Source organism: Candidatus Accumulibacter sp. ACC012 (assembly GCF_907163155.1).
Taxonomy (GTDB): Bacteria; Pseudomonadota; Gammaproteobacteria; order Burkholderiales; family Rhodocyclaceae; genus Accumulibacter; species Accumulibacter delftensis.
This window is the reverse complement of sequence record NZ_CAJQUC010000002.1, coordinates 294,353-320,980: the sequence shown is the minus strand read 5'-3', so window position 1 is coordinate 320,980 and position 26,628 is coordinate 294,353. Positions and strand designations below refer to the sequence as shown.

Here is a 26,628-nt window from a genome sequence, read left to right as displayed (position 1 = left end):
CAACTGCGAGAAGTCAACTGCGCTTGGTGGGCGCTCATACGCGGCCCTCGCCGGCGCTTGATTTCCTGTCCATCGGCGATGCTGGCGACCTAGCTTTCACCAGGGAGGTGCGACCCCACATGAAGATCGTCCTGGCACCAAATGCCTTCAAGGGCAGCCTCGCCGCCATGGCTGCCGCTGTGGCCATGGAGCGCGGAGTGCGCGCGGCTTTCCCCGCGGCAGAGGTTATCAAAGTCCCCGTGGCGGACGGGGGCGACGGGTTGACGGAAGTGCTGATCGATGCGCTGGATGGCCAGGCGCGGGTGGTCACGGTGCGCGGCCCCCTCTGCGAGCCGATTCAGGCGACCCTGTGTCATGTCCCGGCCTTGGGGCTGGTGGCGGTGGAGATGGCGGTGGCCAGCGGCCTGGCCCTGCTCACCCCGCAGCAGCGCAACCCAAGCCTGACTACGACCTATGGAACCGGCGAGCTAATTCGTGCAGCACTGGATATGGGAGTTCGCCACGTCGTCGTGGGTATCGGCGGCAGTGCCACCAACGACGGCGGCGTTGGCATGGCGACCGCCCTGGGCATGCGCTTTCTTGACGTCGCTGGTAAGCCGGTGCCGCCGGTCGGCGGTGCCCTGCGACAAATCCACCGCATCGATGCTGGCGGACTGGATCCCCGCCTGGCCAGGCTGCGCTGTGAAGCCATCTGCGACGTCGATAACCCACTGCTCGGAGCGCGTGGTGCGGCCCATGTCTATGGCCCGCAGAAGGGCGCCTCGCCGGCACAGGTGGAGGAACTCGACGCAGGTCTGGCCCATTTGGCCGATGTCATCGCCTCTGACCTGGGACGGGACGTCCGTGACCTCCCGGGAGCCGGCGCCGCTGGCGGGCTGGGGGCCGGGCTGCATGCTTTTCTGGGCGCCGAACTGCGCCGTGGCGTGGACCTGGTGTTGGACCTGGTAGGGCTTGATGCCCATCTCAGCGGAGCCGATCTGGTCATCACGGCTGAGGGCCAGATCGACTTCCAGACCGCCTTCGGTAAGGCCCCGGCCGGGGTCGCCCAGCGGGCCAAGGAGCGGGGCATTCCGTGCATGGCCATCGCCGGCGGCATCGGCGATCGCCTCACCGATTTGCACCACATCGGCATCGACGCCGTCTTTAGCCTTTGTCACGGCCCAATGACCCTCAAACAGGCCATGCAGGGGGGGGCTTCGCTCCTGCAAGCGGCGACGGAACAAGTGGTGCGCTGTTTCTTCAGCGCCTCCCGCCCAGTGCGCTAGTGTCGTGCCGCACTCCGTGTCGCATTTCCTCAAGCGCCGGCGACGAAAGGAGTTCTGGTTTCTCCAACCTCACGGTGATGCCACTGCCCTTTCCTGCAATGCTGAAACTTTCGGAGCTCAGGTCGTAGCCGACAGAATACTGCACTGCTCTCGGCAAACTTCAGGATGACGGTAGCTTCCGACTTGCTGCCCAGGTTGACCTTCTGATGAGCTCGCATAGACATAAACCCAGCGTTTGTATTCCACTTCGACCACCTAAAAAACCTCCAATATTTCCACAACCTCCCTCCTCAATTGCCTTGCAAACTGGCTCCATGTTGAGTGACGTGAGGAGAATCAAGTGACTAAATATTGGCTGGCTTTGCTCGGAACAGTGGTCGTCTGGCCGACGGTAGTCATAGCACAGGAAAGGCTGCCCCATCCCGTTGTCAGTACCGGCCAACGACTCTGTTATGACGATTACCGAGAAAATGCTTTCCTCCCGGCTGGACGATGGTTTCATGGTGAGGATGCTAAAAACATTACTCGGTCGATGCGTTATGCCCTGGGTACAGATGGGCTGTGTCTTCTTGACCTGAGTCGCCAATCCGAGGCAAATCGATCACCAATCGCGCCTTTCCTCAATACGAAGTATTTTGCATTTGCTTACGGCTTTCCCGAAGAAGGGGAGCGTTCGACTGATTCGCAATCTTCCTCTGCGACGCTTTATGCAGATCACGGCAGCAAGCTTATCGGGTAAATTTTGCTGACGGCAGGATCAAGGCTTACGACCCAAGTAAGGGCTGATTAACACGTTTTTCCCGTCGAGCCAGAAACGCAAGGAATTGACTGCATTGAAGCAGCAGTTTCGCGAATCGATTAAATCAGCGTTTCCTTGGAGCCCTCGCGCATCTCCCCGAGCGGGGGCGCACGGGCGGCCATCAGGCGCGGCGGCGATGTCGGCTCCCACGGAAGTGTCAGGATGTTGCGCGCGGCGCACGCGGTGACCATGTGCTTGGTAGCGATCGAGCGACTTGCGCTCCAGCTGCAAAGCAGCGCCCTGGCGGCACCCAGGGCGCGCCTCGGCACGACAGTTTCAGCACGACAATCGCGGGGGGGGGGGATTTCAACATGCATTTCTCATGCCGCAGCGATAGCGCAAGCACTCGCTCGCCGGGTCACTCGGCGCGCCAGGAAGGCAGGTAGTCAACGGCCCAAGGGCTTGCTGCGTTACGTGGGATTGCCACACAACTACAAGGCCAGCATGAAACGTCTCCTCTTCGCCGCCGTACTGCTCGTCGCCACCTCGGCGGCGCTTTCCACCGACATTGGCGTCTCGGTAAGTATTGGCCAACCCGGCTTCTATGGTCGCATCGACCTTGGCGGCTATCCAACACCGCAACTGATGTACCCGCAGCCGATCATCATCGAGCGGGTACCGGTCGTGCGCCCGCCGATCTACCTGAACGTTCCCCCCGGCCACGCAAAGCACTGGAGCAGGAATTGTCACAAGTACCGTGCCTGCGGGGAGCGGGTCTACTTTGTTCAGAACAACTGGTACCAGCGCGAATACATTCCCTACTATCAGGGTCAGCAGCGCTATCGCCGTGAGGAATACCGTGACGAATACCGCCGCGACTACCGACGCGACGCCCACCAATACCAAGAGGATGAACGCCGGGATGACCATCATGGCAAACAGCAGAAAGACAAGGGCTACGGCAACTACGGCAAGCATGGTGGAGATCGCCGGGATTAGCGATTGCGGGCGCGCGCAGCGGCTTTCGGTGTTACGGCTGGATGCGTACAATCGGCCAGAAATGGCCGCCGGCTGCGCAAAGCATTTCCAGCAATGTGAAGTGGTTGGCGCGAGCGATGGACAGAGCCGGGGCCGAAGACTTCGATTTCCGGTGGCAGCAGACTGCCGCCTGATGACTGCCTGCGCGGATGCGCGTGCTTAGGCGATTTCTGTCAAAGAACATACCATCTTGCTTGTCTTTTCGCCCGTCGTGTGTGTTACGACAACAGTTGCATAGTTCGACTATGCGCCAGTTGTCGCGTCTTGAAGCCGACCGAAAATCCGGCGCAATCTGGTACGTTCTTTTCCGGCAATCGTCTAAGCTGACACCAGGCGCTTGGTAACGCAGGAATTATCACCCGCGCCACGGAAAAAAAAAAGCGCGAAACGGTAACGCCATTCAAGAAGGATAGGTACATGTGAAGCACGCGACAAGATGATGTATGCCGCCACGCTTGCCGGAATCGCTTTCGGCAACACGGGCGTGCATGTGCCACATGGCATGGCTTACTCCGTGGCGGGACTGGTTCGCGACTATCGCGCCGCGGGTTCTCCGCAGGACGAGCCGATGGTGCCGCACGGCATGAGCGTCATCGTCAATGCGCCCGCGGTGTTTCGGTTCACGGCGAGCGCCGCCACATCCACGCGGGGCACTGCCTCGGTGCAGAGGTAAAGGGGCCACCGACGAAGACGCCGCAGAAATCCTCGCCAGCCAGTTGATCAAGATGATGAAGTCTACCGGCATTGCCAACGACATCGGCGGGGTGGGTTATGGCGAAGCTGACTCGAGGCGCGGACCACGGGTGTCTGGGCGCAACAGCGCCTGCTGACCAACCCGCCGCGAGAAATCGTTCCGGACGACCTGCGCAAACTTTTTCGCGGCGGGGTGAGTTGTAATCGTTCACGCCCCCCATGCCGCGGTCGGGATGGTAGGAAGCGCGGGAAGCTGTAACCCTTTGCGAGCGGCAGCAATGACGGTGCCGAGGTACTGCCAGGCGGAGGCACCGCGGCGGCGACAGGTCTCGATGACGCTGGCCAGGAGAGCAAAGGCGCGGGATCCTTCTTCGGAACGGGTGCCGTGACTGATGCGGCGTGAAATGACCCAGTGTCGCAACGCCTGTTCGGCGGCGTTGTTGGAGAGCGGCAGCAGGGGCTCCGCGAGCGGTCGCAGGATGACTTTCCAGTCATAGAGGAACTCGCGCACAACACTGCGCAGGGCCGGATGTTCATCCGTCTGATGCCGCTCGCACAGGTGCCTTAGCCGTTTGACCTCGGCGGCGTAGCGCTCAGGCAGCGCTTGCGGCGGCGGATCGAGCCGCGCCGCGTAGATGGCCGCCATCAGCGCTGTCAGGATAGCTTCCATCTCCTGCCCAACCCGGGACACCCGGCCATCGCTCGATTCGGCCAGCCCCCGCAGCTTGCGCATCAGGTGCGGCCAGCAGCGCAGGCGGTTTTCCCAGTTTCTGTAGACCCCGTAACCATCGCTGATGAGAATGCCGGTATAGCCGTCTTGCAGGGCGTTCTCAAGCATCTCCCGGGTGCGTGGGCCGATGAGGTACAGCACCGTAGAGGTGCTGACCAGTGCCCACAACCACAGCAGCACGCCGGATTCCGGCCACGACGTTTCATCGATGTGCAACTGCGCCACCTGCACGACGTCGGCCACCAGCGCGTCCTCCAGTGGGAAGCTGGCACGGCCCGCCTCCCGGATCGTCTCATCGATCACGCCGGTGCTCAGCGTCAGGTCGAAGACTTCCCGCAGGAGCTCGCGAATGCTCGCTCGTGACAGACGCATCCGCAGCGCGAGCAGAACGATCACGCCGGCCAGACGAGGACCCACCAAGCGCCATTCGCCCAGCTCAACCTTTTCCCACTGGGCGTCGGGCGGCGCCCGCCAAGGCATGGCACGGCTGACGTGCCCGCAAGCGCAGCGCACTTCAAGCAGCGTGTGACGCGTCACGCTGAACATCAGCCCGATGCTGCCCTCGACTGGCGGCGCGATGTCGATCTCGTCCCAGGCCGTGTAAGCCTGCGACTCGGCATCCTCCGCCAGGGCTTCACCACAAGCCGCGCAGTTCTCGGGTCGGTGCACGCAACGGTCAGTAACCGCCAGTTTTTGCGTGCGACCATGGCCCGGACTACCCGTTTGTTTGCCCGGTCGCTTCCCCGAGCCCTTTCCGGACGATGGGCCCTTGGTTACCGGCGGCACAGTCTCTTGTGCCGGCGCCGGGCCCTCTGCCGTGGCGCCAGCACCATCGGCAGCGCCAGCCTGGGCTGGCGCGCCTTTCTCCACGCCTGGGGCGCGCGCCTTCTCCCACGGGGCCTTTGTGCTCGGCGGCCGCGAGCTGTTGCCCGGGTTTTGATTCAGCTGATCCTGCAACGCCTTGACGTCGTGCAGCAGTCGCTTCGATACTTCCAGCAATAGCTCCGCCGGCAGCTTCTTCAGCCACTCGTCGTCCATCTGGAAGAGATCATGCTTGCTCAGGCGCATCCCGTCGCGGCTATCGTGTCGTCGTCATGGTCATGAATTATGCCGCAAAACATGGTGTTGGCGGCGTTTCTTAAGGGGAAGTGAACGGTTACGGTGAGTTGGAATGGGTTTATTCTCATGCTCTGCAAGAAATCCAGAAACGGAATTTTTGCTGACGGAAGGAGATTTGATGGGTCGATTACTATTTGGTTTGCTGGCTGCTTTTTTGATCGGACACGTTGGAGAGGTGAGTGCTGCTGACACTGCACAGTCGATCGAAGCGCATCAACAAGCATCGTTTCGCGCCATGGAGCGTAACGACTTTGTTAGCGCAGAAGCCGAGGCCCAACGCGCCCTGGAAACTGCCGAGCGCGTGCTCGGGCCTGAACACTCTCGTACTGTCGAATCGCTTAGTTTGCTAGCAATCGTATATCGCGGAAAAGGACGGAACGAAGAAGCAAAACCATTTGCCGAGCGTGCTCTTGCTATCTCTGAAAAGACCATTGGCCCTGAGCACCTAGAAACCGCGGCGTTAATGTCAATAATGGCATCTATCTATTTGAATACAGGCGATGTTGCCAAGGCGGAATCCCTGCTGCGCCGTTCTGTTTCCATTAAGGAAAAGGGGTTTGGGCCGAATCATCCGTTTGCCGCAATTTCGTCGTCGACTCTGGCAGATCTGCTGACAGCAAAGGGGGAGTATGTCGAAGCCGAGCGGCTCAACAAGCGCGCCCTGGTGGCTGTTGAAAAGGCGTGGCCTGCTGACGACCCATCTATCCCGGTCGGACTTCGTGCGAATATTCCGATAATTATGGAGGGATTGGCTCAAGTTCACCTCGGGCAACTACGACTTGAAGAAGCTGAGAAACTCGTTGCGCGTGCCTTCAGTCTCAGGATGTCGATCGTTGGAGCTGATCATGTCTCCATGGTAGGCAATCGAAAGATTCTTGGGGATATATACCTGGCGTGGGGAAGAAATGCTGAAGCCGAGAATTCTTATCGCGAGGCGCTACGCATTATGGAGAAGGCGATCGGCAGTGAAAATGAGGTCGTCTCGAATTTACTATCAGCTATCGCCGATTCCTGCGAGATGCAAGGGAAATATGATGTGGCAGCACAGATTTATACTCGTTGTGTTGCAATTGACGAGAAGATTTTTCCTCTTGGGCACCCCGTTCGTACGGAGCATTCGAAGCGTTACGCAAATATTCTGAAAGTTACAGGAAGAGCCAAGGAGGCTGATCAAGTTCAGCAGCGGTCTCAAGGAAAGTGATGATCCGGGTAAGGCTTAGGCGGCCACAAACAGCGACAATCGGGCGGAGACCACGATACTCGTCGGTCTCTGTGCGGAGCGGCCGGCGAGCACGCTGCGCTATTGGGCGGCCGACCGCCGTCGGCTCGATCGGCCATTGGCGCCCTACGGTCGCGGCTTGCCGGCTAGTGATAGCGTGCTCGCTTCCTGGCTGGCAGCGACACTCTTGTAGTGCGCTCCCGTACCCGCTTCGACGGCCGGCATTCCCCATTCGTGGAGAACTCTCGTCGCGCCACGTTTTCTCTGCTTACTGCGCGTGTTTTTCGCTCCGCTGTTGGAACGTCCAGTCAATCGTTCTCGTGACCAGCGCCTCGCACCACACAGCGTCGACGACTGGCGACGGATCATCAATGACATCTTCGTAGCGCAGGACTACACCAAAGAGCGTCAGGCTGCCGAAGGCCTCGACGTCCGGTGGCAACGAGCAAAGCACGTTGCGTAGCAATTCCGACAGCATTACCAGGTTGTGGGTAAGCGGCTACGCTAGCTCGCAACCGGACAGCACAACCTTGATGGCTTTTTCAACTGCCTGCTGAGCATGCAAGCCGAGTACCCAGGCGGGAGCATCCGGATCATCGCGCAGTCGACGCAGGACCTAGAGATCACCCTTGGCGCGAGCCAACAGCGCCAGAGCGTGCTCAATGTTCACGCAGCGCATTCATGAACCAGCCCTTCCCGTGACGCGCGCCATGCCGTGTCGGGAACAGCCTGCACTGGTGCATGGATGTGGTCTTTGGCGACGATCAGATGCGGGCTTGCACCGATCATGCCGCGCACAACTTGGCTGTCCTGCGCCAGTTCGTCTTGAATCTCCTCCGCCTTCCCCCGGTGAAGCGCAAGGGTGGCCTCAAGACTCAGCGCCTGATCGCCGCTACTTCCGATTCCTTCCGTGCCGAGCTCCTGGGTCTTGTATAAGATTCATGCGATTGTCCTGTCCTGCCTGTAGGCGGTTTGTTGAGCTGAGGAATCTCGCCAGCGGAGTCCGAGGCCATTTCTCTCGTCGTAAAGCACAGGCCCGCCTGAAGGTCGGGGGCCACTCTTGCTGATCTGAGATGCGACAAGATGCCACACGACGATTGGTCGCTGGCCGGGCATACTTGGGATAGCCGATAGTCGTGATTACCGACGATCGAATGTTTCACCCGCTTTCCACGGAGGTAGGTATGCAGTTCTTCAAGACTGTCTTGTTGGCCCTGGCGCTGATCGTTTCCGGTTTGTCGAACCCAGTCTTCGCCGGGGATAAGGATCCCTTGTTCATCGCTTTATCGAGCGATGCGACACGGCGGGTTGGCCACGTTCTGCATTTTGCCGAGCTTCAACGCGCCAGAGGACACTCGTTGACGATTTGGCTGAACGAGAGCGGCATCCTTCTCGCGTCCAGGAAGTACGCGGAGAAGCATGCCGATCATCAAAAGGCGCTCGCCGAACTGATGAGCAAGGGTGCGACGGTATTGATATGCCACTACTGCATGCAGCAATTCGACGTCGAAGCGTCGGACTTGTTGCCGGGATTCAAAATCGGCAGCCCGGAGCTGCTTGGTAACGCCTTGTTCAAGGACGACACCAAGACCTTGTCGTGGTGAGCGCCTGACCACGAGGCGTTGATTCTGGCGCTGCGTCAACCGGCACCGGTGAAAAAGGAGCGAAGAAAGGGGTAGGACCGGGTGCAAATGACAGGCGCTGTCTGAAACCTTCCGCCATGCCTGTCGAAGCTCCGGCCGCGACGAGGCGGCATTCAGCCAGCACGGCCGGCTCACTATCGGCAAGGTACGCGATGAGAACACGACTCACCGGCTTGCTTCGGGTCTTGCGCCTGATCTGCCTGCTCACTGTCGTCGCTGTCTATTGCTCGCCAGTCGCTGCCGATGCGTCGCTGTGGATCGACCACGACACCGCTGGCGAACGGCAGGTGCATTTGTACTTCTTCTGGACTCGGAGCTGCCCGCATTGCCAGGCGGCGACTCCGTTCGTCGAGGCGCTGTCGGCCCGCTATCCATGGTTGCTGGTGCACAGTGGCGACGTCAGCAGCGACGCGGAAGCGGCCAAGGCGTATGTCGCCATGGCGGAGGCTCTGAGTCAAGAAGCGAGTAACGTTCCAGCCTTTATCTTCTGTGGCCGCATGACCGTCGGTTTCGATCGGCCGGAAGGAACCGGGCACGCGCTGGAGGAAGGACTGCGCTTGTGTCGCGAAACGGGCATGCCGGCAACGTTTGAGCCCGCTGCGGCAATGGCGCGGGTGCCGAGTGTCGATCTCCCGTTGCTCGGCAGGGTGACGGCCGAGCAGCTGTCGTTGCCAGTTTTCACCCTGATCATCGCCGGACTCGATGCTTTTAATCCCTGCGCCTTCTTTGTGCTCCTATTCCTGCTTTCGCTGCTCGTCCATGCGGGCAGCCGCCGACGCATGCTCTTTATCGGCGCCGTCTTCCTCTCCTTCTCGGGCCTGATCTACTTCGTGTTCATGGCCGCCTGGCTGAACGCTTTCCGCTGGCTGGGCGAGATCGCGATGGTTACGACGGTGGCAGGGATGCTGGCGATAATCATCGCGCTGATCAACATCAAGGACTATTTCTGGTTCAAGAAGGGGATCTCGCTGAGCATCTCCGACACGGCCAAGCCCAGGCTCTACCGGCACGTGCGCGGGCTGCTGCGGGCGGACAGCATGCCGGCGCTGACGCTCGGCACGGTTACCCTGGCGGTGGCGGCAAATTCGTATGAGCTGCTGTGTACCGCCGGATTCCCGATGGTCTATACGCGGCTGCTGACCCTGTCTGACTTGTCCCCCTGGCAGCACTATGCCTATCTGGGACTCTACAGTTTGGTCTATGTGATGCCGCTGATGATCATCACACTGGTGTTCACCTGGACCCTCGGCTCGCGCAAGATGTCCGAGAGCGAAGGGCGGTTCCTCAAACTGCTTTCCGGCAGCATGATGCTGGGACTGGGCGTTCTGCTGCTTGTTGCACCGGCGGCGCTCAACGATCTGCGCGTGGCACTGGCCTTGCTGGCCGGCGCGCTTGGTGGTTCATGGCTGGTGCACCGGCTGATGTGTTCTCGAAAATCGTTCTCGATCTAGTCGCCGCCAAAGGGCGCGTTTCGAGAACGTCTGCCTTAGCGTGCCTTGTTGTCCGTTTTCCGAGCGGAAAGAGCGGTTGCCAGGGGCAGGAACAGCGTCAGCGGAGAGTCGGGCAAAGCGATAAATCCATGATGCCGGTAGAAGGCCACTGCCGCCTCGTCTTTACCGTCTACCATCAGGGCATAAGCCGCGATCTCCGAGCGAGCGGCACGGTCGAGCGCATCGGCCAGTAGCGCACCGCCTAGACCTTGCCCCCTGAATCCCTGATCGACGGCCAGGCGGCCCATGCGTACCGCTGGCACGGTCGGGTAGCGCGGTAGCTTCTTGCCGGTGCTGGCCGGAAGATCGGCGAGCAACAGGCTTGCCGACGCCAAGGTGTAGTAGCCCGCGATGCGGTGCCCCTCAGCCAACGCGACAAAACAGGCGACAACGCGTCGGCGCACATCCTGAGTGACGTGTTCCCGCAAGTAGCGGTCTAGCGGCTCGGAAGTACTGTTGAACTTCGTTCGGTCATGTGTCGCATCGAGCGGCGCGCTATTCACTCAGCGCGCAGCAACTTGCTACGGCGAGCGAAAGCACGTTCCAGGGCCGGCGACGGCTGAGGTGGCGACAGCAGCGCCTGAGCAAAGCACTCCTGATCGGCCATGGACAGGCGGATAACTTCGGCTTGCTCGATGGCGCGTTGTGCTGCGTCTTGAACGGCGGTGATCACGAAGTCGGTCATGGTCCGCCCCTGAAGTTCAGCAGCGCGCTTGAGCATCGAATGCAGATCGGTGCTGATCCTGGCTTCGAGGCGGACGGTAGAAATGGCTGCGGGCATAGTCTTGTCCTCCTGACGATGAGAGTACGGCAGCCTGCCGTACTCGTCAATTTCACCTTATCGTACGATTTTTCCCGTTTCGTGAGCAGATCCGTTGTTGAGCCCGTTAAAGCCGTCAGTTCAGCGAAGAACGTCGCGGTGTTCATGGCCGCCAGCTTCTCGGCGACAGCGGTCGCCACGAACTGGTGTTAGCATGAGTCAGCAACACGCAATTTATGGATTCCGGGTCGAATGCGAACGGCTTTCGGTTGCGCGCCGGTGCCTCGCGCCTGCCCTGCACCATGCGGCAGTTCACCAGGGCGCGTGTCTGCGGTCTCGGCCAAGTAGCACGAACCGGTTACTTCGCAGGGCTGCGCCGCGCCGAGAAAGGTGATGTTCATCTTGTTTCTCCACCCGCTGGAGCGATCCGTTCCGGGCTGTTTGTCGCCAGCCTGTCGAGCATATACGAGGGGGTATGAAACCGGCTGCCCTTCCGAAACCTGTGCCACGGAGGAGATGATGAGTTGTCCATTCCCGCCATCGCTCTGGTAGCTCTGGACGAATTTCTTTTCGAGTGTCGTCATCTCGACCACCACCACGGCGTCTTCCCAGCCCGCGACGGCCACTCGCTGCTGCAGTCCGCCGCTGGCGGAAACGCTGGCGCCGCGAAAATCGTTGAAGAGGCGCTGACGTCAATCGCTCTCGTCGGCGATCAGCAGCCTCGGATCCTGATGGATGACCTCGAGACCCTGCTCGGCGAGCCACACCCCCGAGTTCGACACTTTTCGCGTGCCGATCGCGTAAATTGCACCTCAATGCTTGCAAAAACAAGGCGTTAGTATTTTGGCCGAAACCGTCGTGTAGTGACACGTTATTTCGTTGAGGCTATTGCCTGTGGTCGATCTGGGCGCTACAGTAGCGACATGTTTGTGAAGATCACCACGTCGGGGCCGCGGCGCTACGTGAAGCTCGTCGAGGCCTACCGCGACACCGGCGGCGCCTCCCGCCAACGGGTCATCGCCACCCTCGGACGGATCGAAGCAGTGCGCGCCGGCGAAGCCGACTCGCTGGTCAATGGTCTGCTGCGCGCAGCGGGCAAGCCGTCCCTTGAAGAGGGCACCGGTGACGTGTCCTTCGCACCCGCCCTGTCGGTCGGCGATACCTGGCTGCTCACCGCCCTGTGGCAGGAACTGGGCTTCGCCGATGCCTTCCGCCGGGTATTGCGCAACCGCCGCCAGTTCGACGCCGAGCGCTTGTTGCGGGTGATGGTCTTCAACCGCCTCTGCGATCCCGAATCGAAGCTGGGCATCCTGCGCTGGCTGGAAGGCACCCGCGTTCCCGAAGTCGCCAGCGAAACGGTCACCCATCAGCATTTGTTGCGCACCATGGATACGCTGGCGGACTGCGCCGAGACGATGGATAAGGTCGTGGCCGGTCTTCTGCGCCCCTTGATCGACCAGGAGTTGTCGATCGTCTTCTACGATCTCACGACGATCCGTACCGAAGGCAGCACCGAACTCTCTGGCGAGGTCCGGCGCTTTGGCCTGTCGAAGGATGGCGGGATCGTCCGGCAGGTGATGCTGGGAGTGGTACAGACCGCCGAAGGCCTGCCGATTCATCACGAGGTCTTCGCCGGCAACAGCGGCGAGACGACGACGCTGGTGTCGACGATCGAGAAGGTCCTGGCGCGCTATCCGATCAAGCGGGTGGTGCTGGTTGCCGATCGGGGCTTGCTCAGTCTGGATAATCTGGAAGCCATCCGAGCGATTCGGGTGGGCGGTCAGCCACTGGAATTCATTCTGGCTGTTCCGGCCCGCGCGCTATGCCGACTTCGATACCTTGCTGGCCGAATTCCATGAGCAGCGTTGCCTGTCGGCAACCGAAGAGGTCGTCGGTGAATTGGAATGGCAGGGCTTTCGTCTGATCGTGGCGCATCGCCCCGACACCGCCAGCGAACAGGGTCAGGCGCGGGATGCACGCATCGCGGCGCTCGAGGCCGATGCGGCAAGGTGGGCGGGCAAGCTCGATGGTCAGGATTCCGGCCAGACCCACCGTGGCCGGAAGTTGTCGGATGCCGGCACGACGGCCCGCTTCTACCGCGCTGTCACAGAGGCCCACCTGGCGAACATCATCAAGGTCAATCTGGCGGCGGACGTATTCACCTACGAGATCGACCCGCGGGCCTTGAGCCGTGCGCACATGATGGACGGCAAGCTGATCCTGGTCTCGAACATGCCGGATCACACGCCGGCCGAGATTGTGGCGCGCTACAAGGCGCTGGCCGACATCGAGAGGGGCTTTCGTGTGCTGAAGTCAGAGATCGAGATCGCGCCAGTCTTCCATCGCCTGCCGAACCGGATTCGCGCGCATGCCTTGATCTGTTTCCTGGCGCTGGTGTTGTATCGGGTGCTACGCATGCGCCTGAAGGCCAGGGATAGCCAGTTCTCGCCGGAGCGTGCGCTGGAAATCGCGCGGCGCATTCAGTTTCACCAGATCACCTTGCATCAACGTCAGTCGGCGTCAGGCCTGTCGGCCATGACGCCACAACAGAAGGAGCTGTTCGAGACCGTCGCCCTGCCAGAACCGTCCGCCAAGCGTTTGTAGTGCCAATTTCACTTACGTGAATTGCGCATATTCAATGGCTTACGGGTTTTGCTGTCGAACTCGGGCACACCGAGTTCCTGCCTTCGCCATCGGCGAGCGACAGCGCCCTTTGTCCGTCCTGCAGCAGTCTTGCTCGGTGTACCAGGAAGCGGTTCTGTGCCAAACAAATATTGTTCGCCAGCTTCGTGGTAACGATTGCGCCACATCGCTTCCGGACTCATTGAACGAATATTCCCGGTCATCGATCGTTGTGCTGAAACCCACAGCGCAGCATCCCAGAATGGTTTCTGCAGCCATCCGTGGCAGCAGCGAGCACGCCGCGTCTTCGCGCTTGCCGCGCTGGAAATTACCTCTCCGGCACTTCGATATAGTGCGCGGCGAGCCACTCACGATCAAGTTCCCAGCGCGCGTCCTTGATCCCGGGCTGCGCGAGGACGATCGCGCGCGCTTCAGCCTGTACTTCGCCGAGCAGCGTTTGCGCGGCAATGAACGTCGGATCGTTGGCATCCTTGGTATTGATTTCCGGATAGAGAACGGCCAGCGCCTTGAACGCCGGTACCTGGACGTTGCGCGGCGTACTGATGAACGCCGTTTCGCCAGTGACTTTCAGGATCCGGAACTGGTAGGGGTAGCTCTTCAGCTTCGCGCTGCCCTGCGCAGCAATGACTGCCGTCAACTGGCGAGAACGCGAATCGGGGGCGCGGATTACCCAGTCGAGGCCAACGAGCAACAGCAGGATGATGATTATCCAGTAGCGCCTCTTCACCTTACATCTCCTATTGTTGGTTACGAGAGTTCTTTGCCGTGTCGGTCGGCAAGTGGTCTTGTGGCACCGTCCAGAAAGTCAATCACCGTTTCGAAGTGGCGCTCCATTTCCGCGTACTGATCGTGGCTGCCAGCGATCAGCAGCAAGCGTACCCGCTCATCACGGCGCCTGGCGAAAATTTCCTGCGCTTCGCTGACCGGTACCGTTTCGTCGTTTGTGCCGTGTACGAGCAGCACCGGGCAGCTTGCCGCGCGGATGGTGTGGCAGGGTGCGATGTCCGCAAAACGCTGGCCGATGACGTGCTGGACGTAGTACAGAATGTAGGCCCCCAGCGGCCAATAGGGAATCCGCCGCGCTTTCAGCCAGCGCCGCATGATCGCTGCCGGATCGGCGAAAGCGGCCAGCGTCACGGCGGCAACCAGGTCCTGTCGTTGGCTGGCGAGCAGCAAGGCCGCCGCCGCCCCTACGGAATGCCCGATGACACCAACTCGGTGTGCATCGACTTCCGCCTGGGCGCGCAGCCAATCCACCGCGTGCGCCAGATCTTCGGCAAAGCGCGGCAGTGAAGCAAAGCTGTCGCCATCGCTGCGGCCGTGGCTGCGTGCGTCGAAGAAGAGCAGTGCGTAGCCTGCCCCGTGCAGGGGTTTGGCCAGCGGCAACATCATTTCGGCGTTGCCACCCCAGCCATGCAGGATTGCCAGTGCCGGTGCGCATTTGCCGGCCGGGATGAACCATCCGAACAGAGTCTTTCCGCGCACGCTGGAGATCGCCACCTGGCGCCACGGCAGTCCGTCGGGAACCCCGCTTTCGGCAACGCGCGGCGCGGCCAGGCTGCGGCGAATTAGGTGATTGATGGTGAGCAGGGCGACGACCGCGACCGACAGCAGGGCGAGCGCCGTAGAGATGCCTTCCCAGGTGCTCGCATCACGCATACTGGACGGCGTTCCCCGATTGCCAGACCGCATTGCCGCCGACGGCCGGGCTAGCCGACTTCAATCGCTTCGTCAGGGTTGGCAAATTGCGCCTGCCGCAAAACGTAGGACGGGGACAGGGGGAGTTCTCGCCTAAAGTTCCGGAATTAAACATATCGTATATCAGATGTTGCTAATAGTGCACCAACGCCGCGCCATCTGACAAAGTAGAATTTGAGCTCCCCCCGAAATTTAGTCTGCCAAGGGTGAGAGGTAGAAGTCAATCACTTTTGCAATGAAAGATGAAGATACCGGCACCCGCATACACGCCGGAGTTCAATGATGGTCTGCAATGCAGGGTGGCGGAGAGGCAACGATGCGCGTTCGCTGGGAGACGAGTACCAGGTACTACGAGGTCCGCTTGGTGCGTGACCTGCTTCAGGATTGGGTGCTGATCGTCGCCAGGGGCGGCAAGACCAATCGTCTTGGTGCGCTCCGGACTCTCTTCGTATCGAGCGAAGCGGAAGGCATGAAGATAATCGAGACCATGGAGAAGGTCAGAATTCGTCGCGGGTACGTTCGGGTGCCTGTTTAGCCGTCCGGAACCTTCGCGTGAGCGCAAGCCTTGCCACTGTGTTTTTCACACCGGCGGTCGTGCGATGCCGGTTGCCCACACAAATCGAGGAGATCATCCCGACCTTCCGGCGGATTTATCACATCCGCGACGGGCGCACTTACCAGGGGTAGAACAAGCAGTTGTGTCACCAGCGTCCACCTTGGAGCAAGCGGGAGCTTCATTTGCTCATCCACTTGCGCAGCAGGCGCTTTTTTAGGGAGGCGCGTTCCTGCGGATTGCGTCCCTTGTGGTTGGCGATGCGATCCGCCGTTGTGACCGGACGCTTGATGGGCCAGAGTAGGGGCGGCCAGCCATCATTCGCCGCCGTCCAGGCCTCCATCGCACAAGCTGTCTGGGGACAGCGCCGTCAATTGCGATAGCGTTGCCTGTACCTCTTCCAGACTGGCCATCATGTGGGAAACCTGCTCATCCAGATCGCTGGCCAGCTCGAATAGATAGTGCGTGACCGAAAACCCCTTGATCTGAACAGCAGCAAGGGATTGGGCGGATCTCCAAGCGATGAGCCGAAGAGTACAAACCGACGAGTTTTTGGAGGCAAGCGATGCGAGTTGTCGAGAATACCCAAATGCACATTGGCGAAGTCGATGTTTCCCATATTGTTCTTGACGCCAAGTCGCGCGACGACATCCCGCAGATTCTGCGAGGTTTGCAGTACCTCTACCAAGATCCAGACAAGCGGGCAAAGCTCTTCCAGTTGCTTGAATCAGGCATGGCCCCGAAGGTCAACAAACGGACGGGGCGTCCCGGGATGACGCTCTGGTCGATCTTCGTCTGCGGAGTGATCCGGCTTGACTTGAACATCGACTACGACCGTCTGCATGAGTTGGTCAATCAGCACAACACCATTCGGCAGATGCTCGGGCATGGGTTGTTCGACCCGACGTCGTACCACTACCAAACACTGAAGGACAACGTCACCTTATTCACGCCGGAACTGCTGAACAAGATCAACCAGATCGTCGTGGATCGAGGCCATCGATCGCCTGCGCCGGTCACAGAGCAAGGCGGGTCGGCATGTCGCCGCTTTCAACCCGGTCACCGCGGAGAACGTCGCTCTGTTCACCTCGCTGCTCGCCGGCGAGTTCGCCACCAATGGCTTCCGCAACCGCGATCTTCAGGGCAAACTTTACTCCGCCCCTGCCAACAACCCCGCCGAAATCAAGCGGCGCACGCATCGAACCAGCCGCCTGATCGCTAAACTGCGCGGCCATGGCTTGATCGCCAAGGTCACCAACTCTCGTCTCTACCGGGTCACGCAAAACGGCGTGAAAGCAATGTGGGCCGCCGTCCGCTGCCGCCGTATCGACTTTCCAGCCGCCTTCAACATGTCAGAATCATTCGCGCAATAGAGACAAGTCCTGCGGGGGAATTTCACAGGAACTACCCAGTAGCGCGACGCCCTTCTTGATCTCGTCATCCCAGCAGCGGAGGAAGATCGCGCCGTCAGCGCGCACGGCGCCCCAGCTCCACATGCGGTTGCAGAGAGGGGCCTTCAGAACCTTTGCGAAGTGCTCGGTAATGGGACGAGGCATCGTGCGACTCCGATCACACCCACCAGTAGCGCACAATGTGAAAGAAGATCGGCGCCGAGAAGCTGATCGAATCGACACGGTCGAGCATGCCGCCGTGCCCTTCGATGAGGGTGCCCCAGTCCTTCACACCACGGTCGCGCTTGATGGCCGAGAGCACGAAGCCACCGAAGAAGCCGACGATGTTGATGGTCAGCGCCACCAGTGCCGCCTGCCAGACGTTGAAAGGCGTCAACCAGTACAGGGCGGCACCCAGGACGGTCGAGGTGAGTAGGCCACCGACCAGCCCTTCGAGCGTCTTCGACGGGGAGATCGCCGGTGCCAGCTTGCGCTTGCCAAAGAGCTTGCCGCAAACGTACTGGAACACGTCGCTCGACTGCACGGTGAGCACCAGGAAGATGATCAGCTGCGCGTTGCGGCCATCGAACCCGGGAATCTCCAGCGTCAGCAGCGCCGGCACGTGCGAAATGCAATACACGCAGATCATCAGCCCCCATTGCACCTTGGCGGCACGCTCGAGAAAGCGCTCGGCGTCGCTGCACAGCGTCGCCGAGATCGGCAGCAGCAGGAAGGCATAGACCGGGATCAGGATACTGAACAGTCCGTACCAGTCGATGGCGATGAGCACGTACTGGGCGGGCAGGAAAAAGAAGAAACACCACATCAGGGCGTGGTGGTCGCCGCGCCGGGTATGGGTGAGCGAGATGTACTCGCGCAGCGCCTGGAAGGAGATCAGCCCGAAGAGGACGATGATGCCGCCCTCGCCGATCCAGAAGGCCACCGCCAGTACGCCCACCATCCACCACCAGGCGTTGATGCGCGCGTTGAGGTTGTCGATGACCGCGCCCGAGGCATCGGGCGCCAGCCGCCACTTGAGTACGGCGGCAATGCCGCTGGCGACAGCCAGGGCGGCGAAAACCGCAGCAAAGACATTGAACACGGTGTGATCGGGGCTCATCGCGGGTCCTGGGTCAGTTCGCCGGCGGGGCGAGGTCGAGCAGCGCGTGGCGGGCGCGGTCAAGGAATTCGCCCTTGCTTTCGCCCGGTGTCAGCGTCAGAGGTGCGCCAAAAGTCAGCGTGCAGAGAAGCGGCACCGGCACTAGCGCCCCCTTGGGCATCACCCGGCCGAGGTTCTCGATCCACACCGGCACAAACTCCACCGGCGGCATCGCTTGCGCGAGATGGAAAATCCCGCTCTTGAAGGGGAGCAGCGCCTCGCCAAGATTGCGCGTGCCCTCGGGGAACAAAATCAGGGAGTTGCCGGCCTGTAGCGCAGCGGCCATCTGCGCGACCGGATCCGGGCCCTCCCGCCCAGGCCGGCGGTCCACCAGCACGGCCTGGAAGACCTTGTTGATCAGCCAGCTCTTGAAGCGGCTATCAAGCCAGTAGTCCGCCCCGGCGACCGGGCGCGTCTGACGGCGCAACGCGGCCGGCAACGCCGCCCAGATCAAGACGAAATCGCCATGGCTGCGGTGGTTGGCAAAATACACGCGCAGCTTCGCTTCGGGCTCGCAGTTCTGCCACAGCGGGCGCACGCCGGTGAGCAGCTTGGCAAAGTTGCACAACAGCAGGCCAAACAGTTTTTCGATCATCGCTCGTCGCTTCGCAAAAAAGTGCAGTCAGGCAGTCAGGGCCAGAGGGCAATGACGGTGAAGCCCAGTTGCAGGGTCGCGCAGGCACCCTGCCAGATCAGCAGCCGGATGGCGCCGCGTCGCCGTTCGGCAAGATCCGCTGCGACTGAAGCGGCCGCGGGCTTTTGTCGACCGACACACGCATCGAACGCTGCCAGATCGGCAGCCGCTGCCAGCGGATGATGCCAGCGCGAGGCCCAGAAGTGGAAGATGCCGGCGTCGAAACGCACGCGCTGTGCAAAAAACGCCTGCGCCGCGGCCATCACAACCGCGCCGACGAGCGCCGGCGAATGCACGGCATGCCCCAGCAGCCAGACAAGCGCGGTGATCAGCAGCGTCATGCCGCTCACCCAGGCCAGGGTCCGGCCGCTGTCGAGCAGACCGGCGGTGACGGCCGCATCGGCGGCGAGGCGGGGCATGAGTTCATCGTCATCATTGCCCATCGGACAACTCCTTGAGCAGCGTCAAGTGTGCCTCGGAAAACACGACCTGCGGTCGCGCCGCCCTGATCCGGGCGATCGCCGCATCGACCGAGTCGCAGCGGCCGCTTTGCAGCAGCCAGGCGGCGACGCTGAGCGCGCTGCGCGAATAGCCCAGCGCGCAGCACACCAGGACCCGGTCGCCGTTGGCCACGGCGGTGTCCAGTGTCGCTGCGGCATGACGCAAGGTCGCCAGTGACGGCAAGGCCAGATCGAGCATCGGCACGCTGTACGAGCGCGCCGCCCCGCGTGGCGTATTGAATTCGGCGGTGACATCGACGACGGCATCGAAGCGCTCCCGGGCCAGTTCGGCGGCGGTCGGCAGGCGACCCAGCCAGAGCGTATCGGCGACCCGATCGGGCTCGGGTTTTCGCCAGGTCCATAGCCGGCTGTTAATCCATGCCCCCAGCCGGTACGGCGCCAGCAGCCAGCGTACGGCGACGCTCTGACGGCCGTCGTGCTTCTGAAAGCCGCCGGCACCGGCCCAGGCATAGTTGGCCGCCACCAGTGCCAGGGCCGTCGCCGGCCACGCGGCCAGCAGCGCCCAGCCGCCCTGCATCGCCATCAGCAGGCAGATCATAGCGCCGCCAAAATAGCCCAGGCTCAGGCGCGCTCGCCTGCCCTCCCCCTTGCCAGGCGGCAACAGCGGCGGCGTACCCAGGTCGGGCCACAGCCACAGGCACAGCAGCCCCGCCAGCAGGCCGGTGGGCAGGTCAATGAAATGGTGTTGCCAGGTGGTCAGCACCGAGGCCGCCACCAGCAGCGCCCAGGCATTCCAGACCATGCAGCGGCCGGGCGAAGCGCGGCGCACGAGCACCCACCAAATGATCACCAGCAGACTGATGTGCAGCGACGGCGCCTGGTTGTAGGGCAGATCGAAGCCGGCAAGGGCATCGAAAAGCGTGCCGAAGACACCGTCGGCGGCGGGCTTTTCGCCCGAAAAGCGCAAGGGGAAGAGCACGAAACAGGTCACCGAGATGAGTTGCGCGCTGAGCAGGCGCAGGCCGTGGTGATTGACTTCGCGCGGCGTGCGACAGGCCAGGAAGGACAAGCCGTACATCAGGTCGATGGACCAGTAGGGCACGATGGTCCAGGGCAGGAAGGGGATCGCCTGCTCCCAGCCGAAGACGATGCTCGCGCTCACTCCGCGGCTGGCTGCCAGCTGGTTGGTCCAGCCGTAGCTCAGGAAGAACAGCGGCGCCAGCAGCAGCAACCAGGCGACGCTGTGCTGCCAGCGGATCGGCCCGAGCGGAGCGGAGCCGATGCTGTTCATGCCGCCTTGCGACGCGCGATCGAGACGGTGAAGATGCCCCATTCATCGATGCGTTGCCCGATTTTCTCGAAGCCCGCTTCGCGCACCAGCTGGTCCATTTCCGCTTGCGTGCGCCGGCGCATCACCCAGGCCTCACCCTGGCGATGGCTGGTCAGCGCGCGGGCGATCATCTCCAGTTGCGGATGCCAGGGCTGGCCGGTGTAGATGAGATAACCCCCCGCCTCGACCGCCCTCGCCATGCCGCCCAGAGAAGCACGGACCAGGTCGTTGGACGGGAACAGCTCGTACAGGCCGGAGACGATGCCAATCGTGGTCCCTGGCTGCGCGCCGGCCACCGACCCGCTGTCGAAGGCGTCGCCCTCTTCAAAGCGAGCGATGCCGGCCAGGTTCTTCTCCGCGATCAGGCGGCGACCGTCGCGCACGTTGATGGTCGAGTAGTCGCGCAGCAGCGCGTTTTCCGGAGCTGTGCCTTCGGCCATCAGGGCGTCGAGCACATAGCGGCCGTGGCCGGCGGCAATGTCGAGCACGCGCACCGCTGCGCCGTCAGCACGCAAGCGGGCCATGGCGTCGCGGATCAGCTCCTCGAGATGCAGCTTGCGCTGGCGAATGCCGCGCCAGCCGATCGCGTCGAGGTAGTTGCGGTCCACCATGCGGCCGATGAAGCCCGCGCCCCTGGCCTCGTTGCGATACACGTAGTCGAGCGTGCTGCCCGAATCGAAACCGGTGCGATGCCCCAAGGACACCCCATCCGACACCATGCCGGCCCAGCGCAGGCTCTTGCGGTACATCTTCCACCACCAGCCCTTGAAGCTTCCTTCGGGCAGCGGAGCGGCCAGCGTCTGCGCCTCGTCGAAAGTGGTCCCGGCCTTGTCGGCATCGTTCAGGTCCAGCGTCGGCGCGGGGCTGTCGAACTGGCGCAGAATGAAGCCGCGCACCAGCGCGATCGCCCGCTCCCGATCGGCTTCGCCCAGGGTGTCGTGGAAGAAACCCTCAAGCACATGCTTTTCCTTCACCGTGCTGCCGAGGCGATCAAAGAAATCGTGCTGGGGCTGATCATGCACCACCCAGTCCGCGCCCGAGATCAGCATCTGCGTCGGGATGGTGATCGCGGCCGCATCGGCCACCACGCGCTCTGCAGCCTCGTACAGGGCGAGCAGGATATTGACCGAAATGGCGCGCGTGATCAGCGGATCGGCAGCAAAGCTGGCCTGCCGCGCCGGATCGTGAGTCAGAAACTTCGCCTTCACATAACTGTTGACGAAGAAATTGCCGCGCAGCCTCTGCAGCAGACGCAGCCCCGGCCGCGCGAAAGGCACGTAGAGTTTCACCTTGAAAGCCGGCGAGGCGAGCACCAGCGCGCGGACCTGCGGCGCGTAGTCGTGCGCCCAGGTTGCGATCGTCACCGCCCCCACGCTCTGGGCCAGCACCACCATCTCCTGCGGCGCCACGCCATGGGCGTTGTGAAGGTGGTCGACAAAAGTCTGCACATCACGCACCGAGGTGGCAAAGCTCGGCGAGAAACCGCGCTCGCCAGGCGAGCGGCCATGCCCGCGGGCATCCCAGGCAAAGACCTCAAAATCCGGAAGATCCAGTTCATCCACCAGATGTGCCATGCGCCCGGAATGCTCATGGCCGCGATGGAACATCACCACCGCGCCCCGGCGCGTGCCGCTGGCCGGCCAGTGGCGGTAGAACAGCTCGACCCCGTCGTCGGTCGCAAAATGGCTTTCGATTACCGCACGTTCGTTCAGTCGATGCATGGAATTCATCCCCATCCCCATCACCATCCTCATCCTTGTTGTTGCGTACGGATCTCGGACAGGCCGGCGCGCACGCGATTGATGATGTTCACCACCATGAGCAGCGCGATGGCCGGCATCAGCCAGGCCAGCCAGGCCGGCAACTGCCCCGCCAGCCCCAGCCACAGGCCGAGCGCGCCAAACACGAAAGCCCGGTCGCTTTTCCCCATCGGCCCTTCGTAGCGGCGCGACGCCCCGACCATCGGTCCCAGCGCGCCGGCCATCTCCGATACCGCCGCCAGCCAGATCACCAGCCCCACGCTCAAAGCGCCAAAAGGCGCCACGAAAGCAAAAGGCAGGTAGAGCGCCGCATCCGAGATGACATCAGTCAACTCATTGAGATACGCCCCGAGCGTCGACCTCTGCCCATGCTCGCGCGCCAGCATGCCGTCGATGGCATTGAGTGCCATGCGTAGAAACAACCAGATCGGCAAGGCCAGATACGCCGCCCCCCCGGGCTGAAAAATTGCCAGCAGCAGGCCAAGGGCCAGCGAAAGCGCCATCGCCAACAGCGTCACCGCATTGGCCGTCACACCGGCGGCGGCCAAACGTGTGGCCAGCGGCCGGAGCAGGCTCTGGAAACGGGGTTTGATGTCGTAGATGGAAAGCATAAGGTCCGTTCTGGCAAAAAGGCAGGCGTATCATAGCCAATTGCCTGGCAGCAAGCGATACCACCGGCATCAAGGTTGGCCGGGCATCACGGATCCGCGCCGCCACCCGAACGCCCCCGCCGACCCGCACGCCCTTAGTTGACGGGACCGTCCAGCTTCGCGGACAAACGCTGCAACTGATGTACGAAGCGGATGGTGGATGGAAAGCGAGACGCCAGTAGACGATATATTTCGGCCGCTTCGGCGCCTGCCGCAGGATCGCCGCCGGGTCGTCCGGCGAGATTTAGCAGGGACACTGCCAGATCATCCAGCGACTCCGGCGTCCCGCCGAGGCGTTCGACCAGCTGGCGGCTGAGCGCCAGGCTTTCGCGATAGACGCTCTCGGCCTGGGTCCAGTCGCCCTGCGCCTGGGCCACGCCGCCGACCTTGTCGAGCGAGAGCGACAGGTCGCGCAGCGACTCCGGCGTCCCGCCGAGGCGTTCGACCAGCTGGCGGCTGAGCGCCAGGCTTTCGCGATAGACGCTCTCGGCCTGGGTCCAGTCGCCCTGCGCCTGGGCCACGCCGCCGAGGTTATTGAGCGAGAGCGACAGGTCGCGCAGCGACTCCGGCGTCCCGCCGAGGCGTTCGACCAGTTGGCGTCTGAGCGCCAGGCTTTCGCGATAGACGCTCTCGGCCTGGGTCCAGTCGCCCTGCGCCTGGGCCACGCCGCCGACCTTGTCGAGCGAGAGCGACAGGTCGCGCAGCGACTCCGGCGTCCCGCCGAGGCGTTCGACCAGTTGGCGTCTGAGCGCCAGGCCTTCGCGATAGACGCTCTCGGCCTGGGTCCAGTCGCCCTGCGCCTGGGCCACGCCGCCGACCTTGTCGAGCGAGATCGACAGGTCGCGCAGCGACTCCGGCGTCCCGCCGAGGCGTTCGACCAGTTGGCGTCTGAGCGCCAGGCTTTCGCGATAGACGCTCTCGGCCTGGGTCCAGTCGCCCTGCGCCTGGGCCACGCCGCCGACCTTGTCGAGCGAGATCGACAGGTCGCGCAGCGACTCCGGCGTCCCGCCGAGGCGTTCGACCAGCTGGCGGCTGAGCGCCAGGCTTTCGCGATAGACGCTCTCGGCCTGGGTCCAGTCGCCCTGCGCCTGGGCCACGCCGCCGAGGTTATTGAGCGAGATCGACAGGTCGCGCAGCGACTCCGGCGTCCCGCCGAGGCGTTCGACCAGCTGGCGGCTGAGCGCCAGGCTTTCGCGATAGACGCTCTCGGCCTGGGTCCAGTCGCCCTGCGCCTGGGCCACGCCGCCGACCTTGTCGAGCGAGACCGAGAGGTCGCGCAACGACTCCGGCGTCCCGCCCAGCCGTTCGACCAGCTGGCGGCCGAGCGCCAGGCTTTCGCGATAGACGCTCTCGGCCTCAGTCCAGTCGCCCTGCGCCTGTGCCACGCCGCCGACGTAGTCGAGCGAGACCGACAGGTCGCGCAGCGACTCCGCCGTCCCGCCCAGCCGTTCGACCAGTTGGTGGCTGAGCGCCAGGCTTTCGCGATAGACGCTCTCGGCCTGGGTCCAGTCGCCCTGCGCCTGTGCCACGCGGCCGAACTTGTTGAGCGAGACCAACAGGTCGCGCTGAGTTGCATCATTCGGTGTTTCTTTCGCGTGCCGCCTGGCCAGAGACAAGGCGTCTTCGGCGACCTGCTCGGCATCGGCCGGCCGCCCTGCCGCGAGAAGCTCCTCACACGCACGCCATGCTGTCGGCAGATACGCCAGGTCGCCAGAGAAGGTCGACGCCATCCGCTGCCACTCGATGAATGCCGGCAGAGAGCCCGTCTGATCGACCTCTCGCCAGCCCGGCTCGACCGCCACTTGAAACTGCGCCGTGGCACCTGGCGTAGGCGATCGCAGTTCTTCGCTCAGGTCGCGCTTGTGCCAGATATCGGGCGCTATCGCGCGCGTAGCGGCGCGGAAAGCCGCCGGCAGTACCAGCACCAGAGGGCGCTTCAGATCGCGTTCAAGCAGGAAGCGGCGTTCGTTCAGACGCGCAAGAAACATCGTACGCGCACGGTTCCATTGGGCGTCGCCGGGATGACGCTGGACGGCATACCAGACGCCGCCGGCTTGTGCAGAGAGTTCTGAGAGCTCGGCCATCAACTCGTCGACGGCCATCTCCGGGCTGCGCACGAAGCGGTCTTTAGCGTCTTGACGCTGCAAGGGTCGTCCCTGCATGGCCAGGCGCTGATCCAGCCAGTCAGCGAGTTGAAGCGAAGGGCCCAAGTCGGCGAACAGAAAAAGCAGCGAAAAACCCTCGTGCTGCCACTCCAGGTGGCGCAGCAGATTGACGGCGATGCGCTCGGTCGGCGCGTCAAGAAGCAGTGCGGACGAAATGGGCATCGACAAGTTCGCGCAACAGCGGATGCACGTCGTACCAGTCGCGGCCGTTTCGGTAGTTCAGCACCAGCCGGTTATCAAGAAAGTGCGCCAACGTCGGCAGGTCCGCGTCATTTTCGAGACAGGTAGCGTGCGTCTTGGCGATGCGTTGCAGCCACGCGAGGTGCTCTCCGGGAATCGGCAGCATCTCGCTGCGCGCCGCATTTTCGGATTGCTCGACGGCAGCCGGAGATAGTGGCAATTGCGAATCGTCACGGACAGACGGCAGGCACAGGCGGATCAGGCGGAAGAACTCGCGCAGGTCGCCGCCGGAACTGACCGCCAGCTGATCGAGCGCCGCCTGTTGAAAGAGCTTTTCCCAGTCCGGGTAGCGTCTTGCGATCACGGTGCGCAGGACTTCGAGCCCGGCCGGATCGGGATCGGGACTATGATCCTGGAAGATATGCGTGCTAACTAGCCGGCGCGGAACCGCTCCGCCCATCAGCGCACCGGCACCGGGGCCAAGCACCGAGAGATAGGGCGGAATGGTATAAACGATGTGCAGTAAAGGCACGCGCAAGAGCTCTGCGTGACCGAAGAACAGGTTGCGCACGCTCTCATAGACCCTCATTGCCTCGCTACCGACGCCACGGATTCGCTCGACCGAATCGATGAGCAGCACGACCTTGCACGCGGAATCGCCCTCTTTCTCACGCACGAAGCCAACCGCTTCTGCAAGGAAATCATGCGCCTCTCTTGCCAACTGCGCGACGTGGCCGCGCGATGCCTCCTGCACGCGTAGCTTGAAATCGGGGTCGCTCTTCAGCGCCGCCTTGATGTCCATGCCGGGCAGCTTGGCACCGAATTCCTTGATCTCGACCTTGGTCTGCATGAACTCCGTAAAGCGCTGCCAGTAGCTGCGATTAGCGGGCGAGGCGCCGTAGCGAGCCTCGATCTGCTCGGACATGGCTCCAGCCACCGAGACCAGGAAGTCGCTGATTTCCACCTCCTTGGTGAGCAGCATGTACTCCGACAAGTCGGCGTAGAAGACCACGGCCTGCATGGCCTCAAGCCTCTGTTGCAGGCGTTTGAGCTCCGTGCTCTTGCCGGTGCCGCGCTGGCCGGTGAACAGGCAGACGCCGCCACCGGCCTGCCATCTGATCTCGGCGGCGATCTCCGCGATGGCGTCGTTATGGCCTTGACAGTTAACCTGCGCCACGTAGACCGGGTCACCGGGTTCCAGCACACGGTCGGCAAGCGCGTTGTACAGCTTTCCAAGCTGTTCATCTTGGGTCAATGCCATGATTCAGTCTCCGGGGTGCCTGGCAGGTAGGTGAGCAAAATCGTCGC

The 26,628-nt window shown here is 62.3% G+C and carries 24 protein-coding genes and 5 pseudogenes; 11 read left to right on the top strand and 18 right to left on the bottom strand.

What is annotated here, in order from left to right:
- The first annotated feature begins 119 nt into the window (after nucleotides 1-119).
- Both QZ648_RS01980 and QZ648_RS01975 read left to right on the top strand, forming a co-directional pair.
- Nucleotides 120-1,265: a glycerate kinase gene (locus QZ648_RS01980; protein WP_291995939.1), complete on the top strand. Its 1,146-nt coding sequence runs from the start codon at nucleotides 120-122 to the stop codon at nucleotides 1,263-1,265.
- Nucleotides 1,266-1,605: 340 nt separating this feature from the next.
- Nucleotides 1,606-2,004 (top strand): hypothetical protein, encoded by a 399-nt coding sequence (locus QZ648_RS01975; RefSeq protein WP_291995938.1) that lies wholly within the window; start codon nucleotides 1,606-1,608, stop codon nucleotides 2,002-2,004.
- A gap of 119 nt (nucleotides 2,005-2,123) precedes the next feature.
- Here QZ648_RS01975 and QZ648_RS01970 read toward each other — a convergent pair whose 3' ends face one another.
- Nucleotides 2,124-2,333 carry a hypothetical protein gene (locus QZ648_RS01970; RefSeq protein WP_291995937.1) on the bottom strand — a complete coding sequence of 70 codons (210 nt, stop codon included), beginning with the start codon at nucleotides 2,331-2,333 and terminating at the stop codon, nucleotides 2,124-2,126.
- Between the two features lie 175 nt (nucleotides 2,334-2,508).
- Here QZ648_RS01970 and QZ648_RS01965 point away from each other — a divergent pair, with 175 nt between their 5' ends.
- Nucleotides 2,509-3,003, top strand: coding sequence for a hypothetical protein (locus tag QZ648_RS01965; RefSeq protein ID WP_291995936.1), 495 nt, complete (start codon nucleotides 2,509-2,511; stop codon nucleotides 3,001-3,003).
- A 448-nt stretch (nucleotides 3,004-3,451) separates the two neighbouring features.
- On the top strand, nucleotides 3,452-3,715 hold the full coding sequence (locus tag QZ648_RS01960; RefSeq protein ID WP_291996127.1) for an iron-containing alcohol dehydrogenase: 264 nt from the start codon (nucleotides 3,452-3,454) through the stop codon (nucleotides 3,713-3,715).
- A 228-nt stretch (nucleotides 3,716-3,943) separates the two neighbouring features.
- On the opposite strand, the gene QZ648_RS01955 is transcribed toward QZ648_RS01960, so the two are convergent.
- A complete protein-coding gene (locus QZ648_RS01955) occupies nucleotides 3,944-5,533 on the bottom strand; it encodes an IS66 family transposase (protein ID WP_291995935.1) in 1,590 nt (529 codons plus the stop codon).
- 103 nt (nucleotides 5,534-5,636) lie between these two features.
- On the opposite strand from QZ648_RS01955, the gene QZ648_RS01950 reads away from it, so the two are divergent.
- Entirely contained in the window at nucleotides 5,637-6,785 is a 1,149-nt protein-coding gene (locus tag QZ648_RS01950; protein WP_291995934.1) for a tetratricopeptide repeat protein, read from the top strand.
- A gap of 286 nt (nucleotides 6,786-7,071) precedes the next feature.
- Here QZ648_RS01950 and QZ648_RS01945 read toward each other — a convergent pair whose 3' ends face one another.
- Nucleotides 7,072-7,281, bottom strand: a complete 210-nt coding sequence (locus tag QZ648_RS01945) for a hypothetical protein (protein WP_291995933.1) — start codon at nucleotides 7,279-7,281, stop codon at nucleotides 7,072-7,074.
- A gap of 239 nt (nucleotides 7,282-7,520) precedes the next feature.
- Between QZ648_RS01945 and QZ648_RS01940 the strand changes: the two are divergent.
- From QZ648_RS01940 to QZ648_RS01930, 3 genes and pseudogenes are all read left to right on the top strand, one after another.
- Nucleotides 7,521-7,739, top strand: a pseudogene (locus QZ648_RS01940) (ISAs1 family transposase); the annotation flags it as partial.
- Between the two features lie 248 nt (nucleotides 7,740-7,987).
- Nucleotides 7,988-8,407 carry a DsrE family protein gene (locus tag QZ648_RS01935; RefSeq protein ID WP_291995932.1) on the top strand — a complete coding sequence of 140 codons (420 nt, stop codon included), beginning with the start codon at nucleotides 7,988-7,990 and terminating at the stop codon, nucleotides 8,405-8,407.
- A 191-nt stretch (nucleotides 8,408-8,598) separates the two neighbouring features.
- Nucleotides 8,599-9,897, top strand: a complete 1,299-nt coding sequence (locus QZ648_RS01930; RefSeq protein ID WP_291995931.1) for a thioredoxin family protein — start codon at nucleotides 8,599-8,601, stop codon at nucleotides 9,895-9,897.
- A gap of 35 nt (nucleotides 9,898-9,932) precedes the next feature.
- Here the strand turns inward: QZ648_RS01930 and QZ648_RS01925 are convergent, their stop codons facing one another.
- From QZ648_RS01925 to QZ648_RS01915, 3 genes and pseudogenes are all read right to left on the bottom strand, one after another.
- Complete coding sequence (locus tag QZ648_RS01925) at nucleotides 9,933-10,439, bottom strand: GNAT family N-acetyltransferase (protein ID WP_291995930.1); 507 nt, start codon at nucleotides 10,437-10,439, stop codon at nucleotides 9,933-9,935.
- Nucleotides 10,436-10,717 carry a DUF1778 domain-containing protein gene (locus QZ648_RS01920; protein ID WP_291995929.1) on the bottom strand — a complete coding sequence of 94 codons (282 nt, stop codon included), beginning with the start codon at nucleotides 10,715-10,717 and terminating at the stop codon, nucleotides 10,436-10,438. The genes QZ648_RS01925 and QZ648_RS01920 overlap by 4 nt, the downstream gene beginning before the upstream one ends.
- 187 nt (nucleotides 10,718-10,904) lie before the next feature.
- Nucleotides 10,905-11,097: pseudogene (locus tag QZ648_RS01915) on the bottom strand (MBL fold metallo-hydrolase); the annotation flags it as partial.
- Nucleotides 11,098-11,619: 522 nt separating this feature from the next.
- On the opposite strand from QZ648_RS01915, the pseudogene QZ648_RS01910 reads away from it, so the two are divergent.
- Nucleotides 11,620-13,300, top strand: a pseudogene (locus tag QZ648_RS01910) (IS1634 family transposase).
- A gap of 67 nt (nucleotides 13,301-13,367) precedes the next feature.
- Here QZ648_RS01910 and QZ648_RS01905 read toward each other — a convergent pair.
- The 3 genes and pseudogenes from QZ648_RS01905 to QZ648_RS01895 form a co-directional block, all read right to left on the bottom strand.
- Nucleotides 13,368-13,506 (bottom strand): annotated as a pseudogene (locus QZ648_RS01905) (SAM-dependent methyltransferase); the annotation flags it as partial.
- A 140-nt stretch (nucleotides 13,507-13,646) separates the two neighbouring features.
- Nucleotides 13,647-14,066 (bottom strand): hypothetical protein, encoded by a 420-nt coding sequence (locus tag QZ648_RS01900; RefSeq protein ID WP_169067491.1) that lies wholly within the window; start codon nucleotides 14,064-14,066, stop codon nucleotides 13,647-13,649.
- A gap of 20 nt (nucleotides 14,067-14,086) precedes the next feature.
- Nucleotides 14,087-14,998 carry an alpha/beta fold hydrolase gene (locus QZ648_RS01895; protein WP_291995928.1) on the bottom strand — a complete coding sequence of 304 codons (912 nt, stop codon included), beginning with the start codon at nucleotides 14,996-14,998 and terminating at the stop codon, nucleotides 14,087-14,089.
- 355 nt (nucleotides 14,999-15,353) lie between these two features.
- Here QZ648_RS01895 and QZ648_RS01890 point away from each other — a divergent pair, with 355 nt between their 5' ends.
- Nucleotides 15,354-15,572, top strand: a complete 219-nt coding sequence (locus tag QZ648_RS01890) for a hypothetical protein (RefSeq protein ID WP_042333599.1) — start codon at nucleotides 15,354-15,356, stop codon at nucleotides 15,570-15,572.
- Nucleotides 15,573-16,155: 583 nt separating this feature from the next.
- Nucleotides 16,156-16,590: pseudogene (locus QZ648_RS01885) on the top strand (ISNCY family transposase); the annotation flags it as partial.
- A gap of 358 nt (nucleotides 16,591-16,948) precedes the next feature.
- Here QZ648_RS01885 and QZ648_RS01880 read toward each other — a convergent pair.
- From QZ648_RS01880 to QZ648_RS01840, 9 genes are all read right to left on the bottom strand, one after another.
- Entirely contained in the window at nucleotides 16,949-17,146 is a 198-nt protein-coding gene (locus QZ648_RS01880; RefSeq protein ID WP_291995927.1) for a hypothetical protein, read from the bottom strand.
- A gap of 13 nt (nucleotides 17,147-17,159) precedes the next feature.
- Nucleotides 17,160-18,101, bottom strand: coding sequence for a phosphatidate cytidylyltransferase (locus tag QZ648_RS01875; protein WP_169067493.1), 942 nt, complete (start codon nucleotides 18,099-18,101; stop codon nucleotides 17,160-17,162).
- A 13-nt stretch (nucleotides 18,102-18,114) separates the two neighbouring features.
- The gene (locus QZ648_RS01870) at nucleotides 18,115-18,735 is read right to left on the bottom strand and encodes a lysophospholipid acyltransferase family protein (protein WP_169067494.1); all 621 of its coding nucleotides are present in this window, start codon (nucleotides 18,733-18,735) and stop codon (nucleotides 18,115-18,117) included.
- A gap of 35 nt (nucleotides 18,736-18,770) precedes the next feature.
- The gene (locus QZ648_RS01865) at nucleotides 18,771-19,217 is read right to left on the bottom strand and encodes a hypothetical protein (protein ID WP_291995926.1); all 447 of its coding nucleotides are present in this window, start codon (nucleotides 19,215-19,217) and stop codon (nucleotides 18,771-18,773) included.
- Nucleotides 19,207-20,526, bottom strand: a complete 1,320-nt coding sequence (locus QZ648_RS01860) for a dual specificity protein phosphatase family protein (protein ID WP_291995925.1) — start codon at nucleotides 20,524-20,526, stop codon at nucleotides 19,207-19,209. Before QZ648_RS01860 ends, QZ648_RS01865 begins: the two co-directional genes overlap by 11 nt.
- Nucleotides 20,523-22,307: a bifunctional alpha/beta hydrolase/class I SAM-dependent methyltransferase gene (locus tag QZ648_RS01855; RefSeq protein ID WP_291996126.1), complete on the bottom strand. Its 1,785-nt coding sequence runs from the start codon at nucleotides 22,305-22,307 to the stop codon at nucleotides 20,523-20,525. The genes QZ648_RS01860 and QZ648_RS01855 overlap by 4 nt, the downstream gene beginning before the upstream one ends.
- 8 nt (nucleotides 22,308-22,315) lie before the next feature.
- A complete protein-coding gene (locus QZ648_RS01850; protein WP_291995924.1) occupies nucleotides 22,316-22,936 on the bottom strand; it encodes a CDP-alcohol phosphatidyltransferase family protein in 621 nt (206 codons plus the stop codon).
- 134 nt (nucleotides 22,937-23,070) lie between these two features.
- Nucleotides 23,071-25,302: a tetratricopeptide repeat protein gene (locus QZ648_RS01845; RefSeq protein WP_291995923.1), complete on the bottom strand. Its 2,232-nt coding sequence runs from the start codon at nucleotides 25,300-25,302 to the stop codon at nucleotides 23,071-23,073.
- Nucleotides 25,274-26,581, bottom strand: coding sequence for a hypothetical protein (locus QZ648_RS01840; RefSeq protein ID WP_291995922.1), 1,308 nt, complete (start codon nucleotides 26,579-26,581; stop codon nucleotides 25,274-25,276). The genes QZ648_RS01845 and QZ648_RS01840 overlap by 29 nt, the downstream gene beginning before the upstream one ends.
- Between the last annotated feature and the right edge of the window lie 47 nt (nucleotides 26,582-26,628).

Bases quoted from the DNA above. Each gene is read 5' to 3' on its own strand.
- QZ648_RS01890 (WP_042333599.1), top strand. From the start codon at position 15,354: ATGCGCGTTCGCTGGGAGACGAGTACCAGGTACTACGAGGTCCGCTTG.
- QZ648_RS01870 (WP_169067494.1), bottom strand. From the start codon at position 18,735: ATGATCGAAAAACTGTTTGGCCTGCTGTTGTGCAACTTTGCCAAGCTG.
- QZ648_RS01950 (WP_291995934.1), top strand. From the start codon at position 5,637: ATGGGTTTATTCTCATGCTCTGCAAGAAATCCAGAAACGGAATTTTTG.
- QZ648_RS01935 (WP_291995932.1), top strand. From the start codon at position 7,988: ATGCAGTTCTTCAAGACTGTCTTGTTGGCCCTGGCGCTGATCGTTTCC.
- QZ648_RS01845 (WP_291995923.1), bottom strand. From the start codon at position 25,302: ATGCCCATTTCGTCCGCACTGCTTCTTGACGCGCCGACCGAGCGCATC.
- QZ648_RS01965 (WP_291995936.1), top strand. From the start codon at position 2,509: ATGAAACGTCTCCTCTTCGCCGCCGTACTGCTCGTCGCCACCTCGGCG.
- QZ648_RS01955 (WP_291995935.1), bottom strand. From the start codon at position 5,533: ATGCGCCTGAGCAAGCATGATCTCTTCCAGATGGACGACGAGTGGCTG.
- QZ648_RS01880 (WP_291995927.1), bottom strand. From the start codon at position 17,146: ATGCCTCGTCCCATTACCGAGCACTTCGCAAAGGTTCTGAAGGCCCCT.
- QZ648_RS01840 (WP_291995922.1), bottom strand. From the start codon at position 26,581: ATGGCATTGACCCAAGATGAACAGCTTGGAAAGCTGTACAACGCGCTT.
- QZ648_RS01860 (WP_291995925.1), bottom strand. From the start codon at position 20,526: ATGAACAGCATCGGCTCCGCTCCGCTCGGGCCGATCCGCTGGCAGCAC.
- QZ648_RS01855 (WP_291996126.1), bottom strand. From the start codon at position 22,307: ATGGGGATGGGGATGAATTCCATGCATCGACTGAACGAACGTGCGGTA.
- QZ648_RS01850 (WP_291995924.1), bottom strand. From the start codon at position 22,936: ATGCTTTCCATCTACGACATCAAACCCCGTTTCCAGAGCCTGCTCCGG.
- QZ648_RS01920 (WP_291995929.1), bottom strand. From the start codon at position 10,717: ATGCCCGCAGCCATTTCTACCGTCCGCCTCGAAGCCAGGATCAGCACC.
- QZ648_RS01980 (WP_291995939.1), top strand. From the start codon at position 120: ATGAAGATCGTCCTGGCACCAAATGCCTTCAAGGGCAGCCTCGCCGCC.
- QZ648_RS01930 (WP_291995931.1), top strand. From the start codon at position 8,599: ATGAGAACACGACTCACCGGCTTGCTTCGGGTCTTGCGCCTGATCTGC.
- QZ648_RS01875 (WP_169067493.1), bottom strand. From the start codon at position 18,101: ATGAGCCCCGATCACACCGTGTTCAATGTCTTTGCTGCGGTTTTCGCC.
- QZ648_RS01895 (WP_291995928.1), bottom strand. From the start codon at position 14,998: ATGCGTGATGCGAGCACCTGGGAAGGCATCTCTACGGCGCTCGCCCTG.
- QZ648_RS01945 (WP_291995933.1), bottom strand. From the start codon at position 7,281: ATGCTGTCGGAATTGCTACGCAACGTGCTTTGCTCGTTGCCACCGGAC.
- QZ648_RS01865 (WP_291995926.1), bottom strand. From the start codon at position 19,217: ATGGGCAATGATGACGATGAACTCATGCCCCGCCTCGCCGCCGATGCG.